We start from the raw sequence: 12,119 nt of genomic DNA, 5'->3' as shown, positions 1-12,119 counted from the left end.
GCGGTCACGGGCCGGTCATGCGCCCGTCACGGACCTCATCGGTCTCACAGGCCGAGCAGCCAGCGTCCGCCTCCCGTCAGGGCGCACAGGGCGACGAGGTGGAACATCGCGAGCCACACCACGGCCGGCACATTGGTCAGCCGGGCGAGCTGGTCGGCGTCGGAGTCGGCGGCGCCGCCGTGCCGCCGCTTGCGCTGCAGCTCGAAGGCCGGCCGCACCCCGCCGAGCAGCAGGAACCACACCACCCCGTACGCGAACGCCGCCTGCACCGGGGGCCCGGTCAGCCAGGAGACCAGGACGAAGGACGCCCCGGCCAGCACCACCGTCAGGGCCCCGTAGGCGTTGCGGATCATCACGAGCACGGCGGCCAGCAGGGCGGTCGCGCCCCACAGCAGGGCGGTGATGTGCCCGGCGGCCAGCAGCCAGGCGCCGGCCAGGCCCAGCAGCGAGGGGGCGGGGTAGCCGGCGGCCGCGGTGAGGACCATGCCGAGGCCGGTCGGCCGGCCGCGGGAGACGGTCAGCCCGGAGGTGTCGGAGTGCAGCCGGATGCCGTCCAGGCGCCGCCCGCTGAGCACGGCCACCAGGGCGTGACCGCCCTCGTGGGCGATGGTGACGGCGTTACGGGTGATGCGCCAGACGCGGAAGGGCACGACAGCGGCGAGGGCTATGAGCCCGGTGACGAGAACCAGCCAGAGGGACGGGTGCGGCTGGGTGCCGACGACGCGGCTCCACAGGCCGGTGGCACTGGTACTGCTGTCCATTTCTGGGCCGCTCCTTGCGTCGTCGTGGCAGTGTGGCACTCATGTGCGGTCGATATGCGGCGAGCCGGCGGCCGGAGGACCTTGCCGGGCTCTTCGAGGTGGAGAAGTGGGAACCGGAGGAGACGCTCGCTCCGGACTGGAACGTGGCGCCGACGAAGAGCGTCCACGTGGTGCTCGAGCGTCCCTTGAAAGACGCCGCGGACCGGCGTCCGGTTCGGCAGCTCAGAGCGCTGCGCTGGGGCCTGGTGCCGTCCTGGGCCAGGAACCCGGAGGGCGCCGCCCGGATGATCAACGCCCGGGCCGAGACCGTGCACGAGAAGCCCTCCTTCCGCAGCGCCTTCGCCTCCCGGCGCTGCCTGCTGCCCGCCGACGGCTACTACGAGTGGGTCACCGGCGCCCAGGAGCGGGAGCTGGAGGAACAGGGCCGCCGCAAGCGCACCCGCAAGCAGCCGTACTTCGTCACGCCCGTCGACGGCTCGGTGATGGCGATGGCCGGGCTGTACGAGTTCTGGCGCGACCCCACCCTGCCGCCGGACCACCCCCAGGCGTGGTGGGCGACCTGCTCGGTGATCACCACCGAAGCGCACAGCGAACCCTTCGCCGCCACCGGGGCCGCGAAGGAGCCCGGGCCCCGCTCGCTCGCCGAGATCCACCCCCGCATGCCGCTCCTGCTCACCCCCGACCGGTGGTCGGCCTGGCTGGACCCGGCGAACACCGACGTCGAGGCCCTGCGCGGACTCCTGGAGCCGCCGCCCGCCGGGCTGCTGCGGGCCCACCCGGTCGCCACGGCCGTCAGCGACGTGCGCAACAACGGGCCGGAGCTGCTGACGGAGCTGCCGGCCCCGGAGGAGGCGACGCTGTTCTGACCGGCGACGCTGTTCTCACCGGCGACGCTGTTCTCACCGACGACACTGTTCCGACCGGCGACGCTGTTCCGACCGGTGAAGCTGTTCCGACCGGACGGCGGGGCAGGATGGACACGTGACCACGAAGATCGCAGTGACCGTGCAGGACGTCGAGACCCCCGTGGGCGAGGCCCGCATCCACTGGCACCCGGCCCCCGCGGCCCGCCTCGTGCTCGCCCTCGGGCACGGCGCCGGCGGCGGGGTGGAGGCGCGCGACCTGCAGGCGCTCGCGAGCACGCTGCCCGGCGAAGGGGTGACCGTGGCCCTGGTCGAGCAGCCCTGGCGGGTGGCCGGCAAGCGCGTGGCGCCCGCGCCGAGGACACTCGACGCGGCGTGGCGCGCGGTGTGGCCCGCCCTCACCGCCCCCGGGCTGCCCGTCGTGGCCGGCGGCCGCAGCGCCGGGGCACGCGTCGCCTGCCGTACCGCCGGGGAGCTGGGCGCCGCCGCCGTGCTCGCCCTGAGCTTCCCCCTGCACCCGCCGGGCCGGCCCGAGAGCTCCCGCGCCGAGGAGCTGACCGGCGCGGGCGTGCCCGTGCTCGTGGTGCAGGGCGCCCGCGACCCGTTCGGGCGCCCCGAGGAGTTCCCCGCGGGCACCGAGCCCGTCGAGGTGCCCTGGGGCGACCACGGCTTCGCGGTGCCGAAGAAGGCGGACATCACCCAGGAGGAGGCGCTGGCGGCAATCGTCCGCGCGGTCGGGTTGTGGCTCAGGGCGATCTGAGGCTCCCGGCCTCCCACCGCTGACCAGCGGGTCCCCGGAAACGAAACCGTACCGCCGGGAATGATCCACGGGCCGGTGCTGTTGTTGCGTCTGACACGCGTACGCAGTGCTGCAACCGGCAAGACGAAGGAATGGGAGCTCGCCAGCATGGGTTCGATCGCATGCCCGTCCCGCCCGCAGACGGCCGACCTGGACTGGGCGGTGCTGAGGGTGGCCCAGCCGGCTGCGGCTGGAGCGGCGGGCGCGCCGGATCGTCGTCTATTCTCCGATTCGAGCGGGTCCGGTGCGGGCGCCGCCATGGCATTGGAGGAGGAGGTGGGTCCGGTCACTGGGACCGACGCGGAGAACACCGCGAGCGGACGCGGCGCCGAGACCGATGCGGAGCGCAATGCCCGTTTCGAGCGCGACGCGCTGACCTACCTCGACCAGATGTACTCCGCCGCGCTGCGTATGACGAGGAACGCCGCCGACGCCGAGGACCTCGTGCAGGAGACGTATGCCAAGGCGTACGCGTCGTTCCACCAGTTCCGTGACGGCACCAACCTCAAGGCGTGGCTGTACCGCATCCTGACCAACACCTTCATCAACTCGTACCGCAAGAAGCAGCGCGAGCCGCTGCGCAGCGCGTCCGAGGAGATCGAGGACTGGCAGCTGGCCCGCGCCGAGTCGCACATGTCGACCGGACTGCGCTCGGCGGAGTCCCAGGCGCTCGACCACCTGCCCGACTCCGATGTCAAGGAGGCCCTCCAGGCCATTCCCGAGGAGTTCCGCATCGCGGTCTACCTCGCGGACGTCGAGGGGTTTGCCTACAAGGAGATCGCGGACATCATGGGTACCCCCATCGGCACGGTGATGTCCCGGCTGCACCGCGGTCGCCGGCAGCTGCGCGGGCTGCTGGAGGACTACGCCCGCGAGCGCGGCCTGGTGCCGGCGGGGGCCGGTTCCGCGCCGAACGGTTCCGACGAGTCGCACAACCGGAAAGGGTCGGACTCATGAGCTGCGGAGACCCGCACGAGACGGACTGCTCTGAAGTCCTCGACCACCTCTACGAATTCCTCGACCACGAGATGCCCGCCGGCGAGTGCGCCAAGTTCGAGGTGCACATCGACGAGTGCTCGCCCTGCCTGGAGAAGTACGGCCTGGAGCAGGCGGTCAAGAAGCTCGTCAAGCGCTGCTGCGGCCACGACGACGTGCCGGCCGACCTCCGCTCCAAGGTCATGGGGCGCATCGAGCTGATCCGCTCGGGTGCCTCCCTGCCCGAGCGCGACGTGGTCGCCGAGGCCCGCGCGGAGGCGGCCGAGGCCGCCGGCCGGCAGGACTGAACCGCCGGCGGGACCGAGCGGACGCCGCCGCCGGCCGGCAGGACTGAACCGCCGGCGGGACCGAGCGGACGCCGCCGCCGGGCGCCATCGTCCGCCGCCGGCACTGATCCAAAACACCGCACCCGGGAACGTCACCCGAACGGACGGCGCAATACCCTCAGGGCGGCTGCGAGGGCTCCGCGGAGCCTATTCTCACCGTCCAGACGCCACGCCGACGGTCGGGGAGGACGCGCCATGGGGCCACTTCCGGCGGCGGCCCGCGCGTACATCGCGTGTGCCGTGCTCGCCGCCGCGCTGTGCGCCGCGCCCGCCGTACGCGATCCGTCCGCCGTTCCCTGGTCCTCGGTCGTCCTGCTGGCCGCCGCCGGCGCCGCCTGCGAACTCCTGCCGCGCTGCAGGCTGGCCCTGCCCCTGCTGCTCGCCGGCGCCTTCCTGCTGCCGCCCCAGGCCGCGGGCCTGGTCGCGGTGCCCGGTGCGCTGGCCGCCCGGGACGTCCGGCCCCCGGCGCGCGTACGCCGGCTGTGGCACGCCGCCCAGTACGCGCTCGCCACCGGCGCCGCCTCCTTCGCCTACGGGCTCGCCGGCCCCCGCCTGGTCACAGCCCCCGGCTTCCCCGCCGCCCTGCTGCCGGCCCTGGCCGCCGCCCTCGTCCTGGCCGCCGTGGTCGCCGCCCTCGACGGCGGCGCCCTCGTCACCGCCGAGGGCCGCTCCCCGCGCACCGCCTGGCGCACCCCGCTGCCCGAGGCCCTGCTGCCGGCGCTGCTGTACGGGCCGACGGCGCTGCTCATGGCCGTGCTGTGGCACAGCCCCTACGGGCCCCCGGCCGCCCTGCTGGTGCTGCTGCCCATGGCCCTGTCCTCCTGGGTCCTCGACCGCTGCCACCGCGAGCGCGCCGCCCACCGGGCCACCGTGCGCGCCCTGGTGCAGGCCGTCGACCTCAAGGACCGCTACACCCGCGGCCACAGCGAGCGCGTGGGCCGCGCCGCCGTCCTGATCGCCCGCGAACTGGGCTTCACCGGCGCCCGCCTGGAGTCCCTACGCTTCGCCGGCACCCTGCACGACATCGGCAAGCTGGGCGTGCCCACCCGGGTGCTGCGCAAGGACGGCCCGCTGACCCCCGAGGAGCGCCGGGTCATCGAACTGCACCCCGAGTACGGGCACGAGATGGTGCGCGGCATCGGCTTCCTCGACGAGGCCCGCGCCGCGATCCTGCACCACCACGAGCGCTTGGACGGCACCGGCTACCCGCACGGCCTGAAGGGCCACCAGATCCCCGAGGCCGCCCGGGTGGTCTCCGTCGCCGACGCCTTCGACGCGATGACCTCGACCCGCAGCTACAGCAGGGCCCGACCGGTCCCGGCCGCCCTCGCCGAGCTGCGCCGCTGCGCCGGCTCGCACTTCGACCCGCGCATGGTCGCCGCCCTGTGCCGGGCCCTGGACCGGCACGGATGGCGTACCGGAAGCCCGGTTCCGGTACGCCGAAACGTCCCTGTTGATCAGCGTTCGATCACCGCCGAGATCACCGCCGAGATCCCGGCCGACGTCCCGGTCGAGATTCCCGCCGAGATCACTGCCGACATCGGTACCGAGATCAGCGCCGAGATCACCGCCGCCCCCGGGCCGGCCCCCTCCGCCGGCGGCCCCCGATGACCCGGCCCCCGCCGGCCGCCCCCAGGGCCTGCGCCGGCGTGCCCCTCGTCCGGTGCGTGCACGCCACCGCCGGCGCGGCCGCCGTGGCCGCGCTGGCCTGGACCGCCTGGCGCGGTCTCGCGCAGCCGCACGTCGCCCTCGCCTACGGGGTGCTGATCGCGCTCGGGGAGGCCGCCCGGCGCCCCCGCCCCGCCGCCGGGATACGCGAGACCGCGCCCCTCGGCTCGGCGGGCACCCTGGCCTACGCCCTGCTCGGCGAGGTGGGCGGGGAGCCCACCTCGCACGGCGCGCCCCAGGTCGTGGCCGTCGTCCTCGGCGCCACCCTCGCCGGTGCGGTCGGCCGCCCGCCCGCCGCGGACCGGCTCGCCCGCCGGGTGCTCGGCGCCGGGTTCGCCGCCGTCTGCTTCCAGCCGCTGCACGCCTGCGGGGCGCTCGACCGGTGGCCCGCGCACAGCCCGTACTACGCGCTGTTCCTGCTGGTCCTGCTCGGCCTGACCACCCTGTACGACGCCGTGCTCGCCGCCGCCCTGGCGTGCGCCCGCGGCGCGGGGGCGTACGGGGCCGCCCTGCGCGAGGAACTGCGCGCCGTGCCCGGGACCGGCTGGGCCATCGGGGCCAGCGGCGTCGTCCTCGCGCTGGCCGTGGCGGCGGCCGGCCTGTGGGCGCTGCCCGTCCTGTGCCTGCCGCTGCTGGTCACCCAGCTCTGCGCGCACCGCTACGAGGCGGTGTGGGCCACCCGCCGGCAGACGGTCGCCTCCCTGGCCCGCACGACCGAGATCGCGGGCTACACGGCCGCCGGCCATGCCCGGCGCGTGGCCGTCCTGGCCCGGGCCGTGGGCCGGGAGCTGGGCCTGTCCCGGGCCGACCTCGCCGTCCTGGAGGACGCGGCGCTGATGCACGACATCGGCCAGCTCTCGCTGGTCGACCCGGTGCCCGCCGGCGCCACCGAGCCGCTGCCCGCCGAGGAACGCCGCCGCATCGCCCGGCTCGGGGGCGCGGTCGTGCGCAGGACCGGCGTACCCCCCGAGGTCGCACTGGTGGTCGAACAGCAGGCGGAGCCGTACCGGCAGCAGCCGCTCCCGGCGCGCATCGTCCGTACCGCCAACGCCTACGACGACCTGGCCAGGGACCCCGCGTGCGGCCCGCTGCGCGCGCTGGAGCGCCTGCGCCTGGCGACCGCGCACGACCACGAACCCAGGGTCGTGGAGGCGCTCGCCGGGGTGCTCGCCCGGGGCGATTCCGCGCCGCCGGGCCCCTGAGCGCACCGCCGAACGCGACTGGCCCGCCGAACCCGCGGGTAATGAGCGGGCGTCCGGAGGGGCATGGTTGGATGCGAAGAAGAAGCGAGAATGGCGAGAACGCAGAAGACGCGTAAATCGGGGGGTGTCGTGCGCGCCGTCATCGGCAAGAAGGCCAAGAGGACATCCGGGGCGGGCACGGCAGCGCTCCCCGGTACGCACGCGGTGTGGCGGGCGGTCCCCGTGCGGGACGGCGGCCCCCACCCGGTCCATCCGGCGTGGTTGCACGCACAAACCGGCAGGCGGGAATCGTGAGGATCTTCGGCAGGGTGCGGCACCGGCCTTCCGCCTCGTGGCGGCAGGCCACCGACCGTGCCTTCACGCTCATCGGCGACGGCCGTTACGAGGACGCGGGTGCGCTGCTCACCCGCGCCGCCGACATGGAGCCGTGGCTGTCCGAGTCGTGGTTCAACCTCGCGCTGCTGCACAAGTTCCGGCACGACTGGGAACAGGCCCGCGCCGCGGGCCTGCGTGCGGTGGCGCTGCTGGAGCGGGAGACGGGCGCCCCCGACTGGTGGAACGTGGGCATCGCCGCCACCGCCCTGCAGGACTGGCCGCTGGCCCGGCGCGCCTGGCAGGCGTACGGCCTGAAGGTGCCCGGCGAGGGCGGCCCGGCCGGGGAGCCGGCCGGCATGGAGCTGGGCAGCGCGGCCGTGCGGCTCTCCCCGGAGGGCGAGGCGGAGGTCGTCTGGGGCCGCCGCCTGGACCCGGCCCGCATCGAGGTGCTCTCCATCCCGCTGCCGTCCTCCGGCCGCCGCTGGGGCGAGGTCGTGCTGCACGACGGCGTCCCGCACGGCGAGCGGGTGACCGCCGCCGGGCCCTCCTACCCCGTCTTCGACGAGATCGAGCTGTGGGCGCCCTCGCCCGTGCCGACGTGGGTGGTGCTGCTGGAGGCCGCCACCGAGGCCGACCGCGACGCCCTGGAGCGCCTCGCGGCCGACGCCGGCTTCGCCGCCGAGGACTGGTCCTCCTCCGTGCGCCTGCTGTGCCGTACCTGTTCGGAGAGCCGGATGCCCAGCGACGAGGGCGACGGCGAGCACCTCGACCCGCACGACCACAGCGAGCCCGGCCACCCCGGCCCGCTGGGCCACCGCACGGCGGGCTCCGGATCCGGGTCGCTGTGGGTGCCCGAGCGCGAGTGCGGCATCGCCGCCCCGCCCGGCCTGGTGCGCGGCCTGCTGGACGGCTGGGTGGCCGACAGCCCGGACACCCGCGAATGGCGTGATCTCGAAGAGGTCTGCTGAGCCGTCGCCCCGCCCCCTTACCCTGTATGAGGCCCAGTGGATTCAGGGCAAGATATTGCTTTCTGGTTGTGAGAGAGGCATACGGCGGACATGGCGCAGCAAGAGACCGAACACCGGGCGACCGGAGAGTTCATCGACGACGTGACGGACGCCGAGAAGCGTGAGGCGGAGCACCGCGAGCGCGGCACCTCGCGCCCGATCACGGTCGTCGGCAACCCCGTCCTGCACAACGAGTGCAAGGACGTCACCGAGTTCGACGACGAGCTCGCCCGGCTCATCGACGACATGTTCGCCAGCCAGCGCACCGCCGAGGGCGTGGGCCTGGCCGCCAACCAGATCGGCGTGGACCTGAAGGTCTTCGTCTACGACTGCCCCGACGACGAGGGCGTCCGCCACGTCGGCCACGTCGTCAACCCCGTCCTGGACGAACTGCCGGCCGAGCGCCGCGTCCTGGACGACTCCAACGAGGGCTGCCTGTCCGTTCCCACGGCGTACGCCCCGCTGGCCCGCCCCGACTACGCCGTCGTGCGCGGCCAGGACATGCACGGCAACGCGATCGCCGTCGAGGGCACCGGCTACTTCGCCCGCTGCCTGCAGCACGAGACGGACCACCTCTACGGCCGCCTCTACATCGACCGCCTCTCCAAGCGCGAGCGCAAGGACGCCCTTCGCCAGATGGCCGAGGGCACCCCGCGCTACCCGGTCGTCCCCAACGACTGATCTTCTGCAGCACGCGAAAGGGCCCGTACGGATCGCTCCGTACGGGCCCTTTCGTCGTGCGACTAGAACTCGTCGTCGAAGGAGACCGAGCCCTCGACCGCCACCTGGTACGCGGAGGCGCGGCGCTCGAAGAAGTTGGTCAGCTCCTGGACGTTCTGCAGCTCCATGAAGGAGAACGGGTTCTCCGAGCCGAACACCGGGGGGAAGCCCAGGCGCTGCAGGCGCTGGTCGGCGACGCACTGCAGGTACTCGCGCATGGAGTCGGTGTTCATGCCGGGCAGGCCGTCACCGCACAGGTCGCGGGCGAACTGCAGCTCGCACTCGACGGCCTCCTTGAGCATGTCGGTGACCTGCTGCTGGAGCTCGTCGTCGAAGAGGTCCGGCTCCTCCTCGCGGACGGTGTCCACGACGGAGAACGCGAAGTCCATGTGCATGGACTCGTCGCGGAAGACCCAGTTGGTGCCGGTCGCCAGGCCGTGCAGCAGGCCGCGGCTGCGGAACCAGTAGACGTAGGCGAAGGCGCCGTAGAAGAACAGGCCCTCGATGCACGCCGCGAAGCAGATGAGGTTGAGCAGGAAGCGACGGCGGTCGGCCTTCGTCTGCAGGCTCTCCAGCTTCTCGACCTCGTTGATCCACTTGAAGCAGAACTGCGCCTTCTCGCGGATGGAGGGGATGTTCTCCACGGCCGCGAAGGCGGCGGCGCGGTCGTCCGGGTCGGGCAGGTAGGTGTCGAGCAGCGTCAGATAGAACTGGACGTGCACGGCCTCCTCGAACAGCTGCCGCGACAGGTACAGGCGCGCCTCGGGCGAGTTGATGTGCTTGTACAGCGTCAGCACGAGGTTGTTCGCCACGATCGAGTCGCCGGTCGCGAAGAAGGCGACCAGGCGGCCGATCATGTGCTGCTCACCCGGGGACAGCTTGGCGAGGTCGGCGACGTCCGAGTGGAGGTCGACCTCCTCGACGGTCCAGGTGTTCTTGATCGCGTCGCGGTAGCGGTCGTAGAAGTCCGGGTACCGCATGGGGCGCAGGGTCAGCTCGAAGCCCGGGTCGAGCAGGTTCTTGGGGCGGTCGGATGCCGTGGTCATTACTGGCAGGCCTCGCAGGACTCGGGGTTTTCGAGGGAGCAGGCGATGGCGTCCGCGTCGGGCGCGGCCTGCTGCACGGGGATGGTCGTGGCGGCACCGGCGCTCGCGCCGGAGGCGGCGCGGGCGATGCGGGTGGCCGGGCGGGAGCGCAGGTAGTACGTCGTCTTGATGCCCTGCTTCCAGGCGTACGCGTACATCGAGCTGAGCTTGCCGATGGTCGGCGAGGCCATGAACAGGTTCAGCGACTGGCTCTGGTCCAGGTACGGCGTACGGGCCGCGGCCATGTCGATCAGGGCGCGCTGCGGGATCTCCCAGGCCGTGCGGTACAGGTCGCGGACTTCCTGCGGGATCCACTTCATGTCCTGGATGGAGCCGTTGGCCTCGGTCATGGCCTCGCGGGTGGCGCGGTCCCACACGCCCAGCTCCTTGAGGTCGTTCACCAGGTAGGTGTTGACCTGCAGGAACTCACCCGAGAGCGTCTCGCGCTTGAACAGGTTCGACACCTGCGGCTCGATGCACTCGTACACGCCCGCGATGGAGGCGATGGTGGCCGTCGGCGCGATGGCCAGCAGCAGCGAGTTGCGCATGCCGACCGCGGCGATGCGGGCGCGCAGCGCCTCCCAGCGGTCCTGCCACGCGGCGACGGCGTTGGGGTAGTGGTCCGGGTGCAGCACGCCGCGGGCGGTGCGGGTGGCCTCCCAGGCCGGGTGCGGGCCGTGCCGCTCGGCGAGGTCGGCGGACGCCTCGTACGCGGCGAGCATGATCCGCTCGGAGATCTTGGTGGACAGCTCCTTCGCCTCGGCCGAGTCGAAGGGCAGGCGCAGGCGGAAGAAGACGTCCTGCAGACCCATCAGGCCCAGGCCCACCGGGCGCCAGCGGCTGTTGGAGCGGCCGGCCTGCTCGGTCGGGTAGAAGTTGATGTCCACGACACGGTCGAGGAAGGTGACGGCCGTGCGGACGGTCGCGTCGAGCTTCTCCCAGTCCATGTCGCCGTCGGCGCCCAGGTGCTGCGCCAGGTTGACCGAACCGAGGTTGCAGACCGCCGTCTCGCCGTCGTTCGTGACCTCGAGGATCTCGGTGCACAGGTTCGAGGAGTGGACGACCGCGCCCTTCTCGGCCGTCTGGTTGGCCGTGCGGTTGGCGGCGTCCTTGAACGTCATCCAGCCGTTGCCGGTCTGCGCCAGGGTGCGCATCATCCGGGCGTACAGCACGCGCGCGGGGATGGTGCGGACGGCCTTGCCCTCGGCCTCGTAGCGGCGGTAGGCGGCGTCGAACTCGTCGCCGTACAGGTCGACCAGGTCGGGCGTGTCGGCCGGGGAGAACAGCGACCAGTCGGCGTCGGCCTCGACGCGGCGCATGAACTCGTCCGGGATCCAGTGCGCGATGTTCAGGTTGTGGGTGCGGCGGGCCTCCTCACCGGTGTTGTCGCGCAGCTCCAGGAACTCCTCGATGTCCGCGTGCCAGGTCTCCAGGTACACGCAGGCGGCGCCCTTGCGGCGGCCGCCCTGGTTCACCGCGGCGACGGAGGCGTCCAGGGTGCGCAGGAACGGCACGATGCCGTTGGAGTGGCCGTTGGTGCCGCGGATGAGCGAGCCGCGGGAGCGGATGCGCGAGTACGACAGGCCGATGCCGCCGGCGTGCTTGGAGAGCCGGGCGACCTGGTGGTAGCGGTCGTAGATCGAGTCCAGCTCGTCCAGCGGGGAGTCCAGCAGGTAGCAGGACGACATCTGCGGGTGGCGGGTGCCGGAGTTGAAGAGCGTGGGGGAGGAGGGGAGGTACGACAGCGTGCTGGTGAGCCGGTACAGCGCCGCCACGTCCTCCAGGGCCCGCTCGCTGTGGTCCTCGGCCAGGCCGCAGGCCACGCGCAGCAGGAAGTGCTGCGGCGTCTCGATCACGTCGCGGTGGATCGGGTGGCGCAGCAGGTAACGGCTGTGCAGGGTGCGCAGGCCGAAGTAGCCGAAGCGGTCGTCGGCGCCGTCGGCCAGGGCCGCGTCCACGAGCGCGTCCAGGCGCGCGGCGTGGGTGGCGACGAACGCGGCCGTGTCGTCGGCGATGAGGCCCTCGCGGTGGCCCACGGCGACCGAGGCGGAGAAGGAGGTGGCGCCCTGGCCGGCCGCCTCCTCGGCGATGGCGTGGGTGAGCAGGCGGGCGGCGAGCTTGGAGTACTCCGGCTCCTCGGCGATCAGGCCGGCGGCCGCCTCGGTGGCGAGGGAGCGCAGCTCCGCCTCGTCCGCCGCGGCGCTGCGGCCGCGCAGCGCGGCGGCGGCGACCTTGCCCGGGTCGGTGGCGGGCAGATCGGCGGTGAGGTCCGTCAGGGCACGCAGCAGCGCGGTCCCGGGGCCGTCGGCCGCTTCCGCGTTCGCTGAGACGGGACCTGCAACCGGATCTGCGGGCGCGATGGTCACGAGTGGCTCTC

General features: G+C 73.2%; 11 protein-coding genes. 8 read left to right on the top strand and 3 right to left on the bottom strand.

Annotated elements, in window-relative coordinates; genetic code table 11:
- Positions 1 to 44: 44 nt before the first annotated feature.
- On the bottom strand, positions 45 to 761 hold the full coding sequence (locus AB0K17_RS00980; protein ID WP_365981687.1) for a M50 family metallopeptidase: 717 nt from the start codon (positions 759 to 761) through the stop codon (positions 45 to 47).
- 41 nt (positions 762 to 802) lie between these two features.
- Between AB0K17_RS00980 and AB0K17_RS00975 the strand changes: the two genes are divergently transcribed.
- From AB0K17_RS00975 to def, 8 genes are all read left to right on the top strand, one after another.
- The gene (locus tag AB0K17_RS00975; RefSeq protein ID WP_365981686.1) at positions 803 to 1,627 is read left to right on the top strand and encodes an SOS response-associated peptidase; all 825 of its coding nucleotides are present in this window, start codon (positions 803 to 805) and stop codon (positions 1,625 to 1,627) included.
- 115 nt (positions 1,628 to 1,742) lie between these two features.
- Positions 1,743 to 2,384: an alpha/beta family hydrolase gene (locus AB0K17_RS00970; RefSeq protein WP_365981685.1), complete on the top strand. Its 642-nt coding sequence runs from the start codon at positions 1,743 to 1,745 to the stop codon at positions 2,382 to 2,384.
- 147 nt (positions 2,385 to 2,531) lie between these two features.
- On the top strand, positions 2,532 to 3,380 hold the full coding sequence (locus AB0K17_RS00965; RefSeq protein ID WP_344438162.1) for a sigma-70 family RNA polymerase sigma factor: 849 nt from the start codon (positions 2,532 to 2,534) through the stop codon (positions 3,378 to 3,380).
- Positions 3,377 to 3,706, top strand: coding sequence for a mycothiol system anti-sigma-R factor (rsrA, locus tag AB0K17_RS00960; RefSeq protein WP_365965312.1), 330 nt, complete (start codon positions 3,377 to 3,379; stop codon positions 3,704 to 3,706). Before AB0K17_RS00965 ends, rsrA begins: the two co-directional genes overlap by 4 nt.
- 234 nt (positions 3,707 to 3,940) lie before the next feature.
- Positions 3,941 to 5,356, top strand: a complete 1,416-nt coding sequence (locus tag AB0K17_RS00955; protein WP_365981684.1) for an HD-GYP domain-containing protein — start codon at positions 3,941 to 3,943, stop codon at positions 5,354 to 5,356.
- A gap of 56 nt (positions 5,357 to 5,412) precedes the next feature.
- Positions 5,413 to 6,615: an HD domain-containing protein gene (locus AB0K17_RS00950; protein ID WP_365965310.1), complete on the top strand. Its 1,203-nt coding sequence runs from the start codon at positions 5,413 to 5,415 to the stop codon at positions 6,613 to 6,615.
- Positions 6,616 to 6,905: 290 nt separating this feature from the next.
- On the top strand, positions 6,906 to 7,898 hold the full coding sequence (locus AB0K17_RS00945) for a hypothetical protein (protein ID WP_344438157.1): 993 nt from the start codon (positions 6,906 to 6,908) through the stop codon (positions 7,896 to 7,898).
- 90 nt (positions 7,899 to 7,988) lie between these two features.
- Positions 7,989 to 8,618 (top strand): peptide deformylase, encoded by a 630-nt coding sequence (def, locus tag AB0K17_RS00940; RefSeq protein WP_365965309.1) that lies wholly within the window; start codon positions 7,989 to 7,991, stop codon positions 8,616 to 8,618.
- A 62-nt stretch (positions 8,619 to 8,680) separates the two neighbouring features.
- Here def and AB0K17_RS00935 read toward each other — a convergent pair whose 3' ends face one another.
- The gene (locus tag AB0K17_RS00935) at positions 8,681 to 9,703 is read right to left on the bottom strand and encodes a ribonucleotide-diphosphate reductase subunit beta (protein WP_365965308.1); all 1,023 of its coding nucleotides are present in this window, start codon (positions 9,701 to 9,703) and stop codon (positions 8,681 to 8,683) included.
- Positions 9,703 to 12,108 carry a ribonucleoside-diphosphate reductase subunit alpha gene (locus AB0K17_RS00930; protein ID WP_365965307.1) on the bottom strand — a complete coding sequence of 802 codons (2,406 nt, stop codon included), beginning with the start codon at positions 12,106 to 12,108 and terminating at the stop codon, positions 9,703 to 9,705. The genes AB0K17_RS00935 and AB0K17_RS00930 overlap by 1 nt, the downstream gene beginning before the upstream one ends.
- Positions 12,109 to 12,119: the final 11 nt, after the last annotated feature.

It is taken from the genome of Streptomyces sp. NPDC049585 (genome assembly GCF_040675615.1).
Classification (GTDB): domain Bacteria; phylum Actinomycetota; class Actinomycetes; order Streptomycetales; family Streptomycetaceae; genus Streptomyces; species Streptomyces luteosporeus.
The sequence above is the reverse complement of the archived record's forward strand: the minus strand, read 5'-3'. Positions and strand labels throughout refer to the sequence as shown.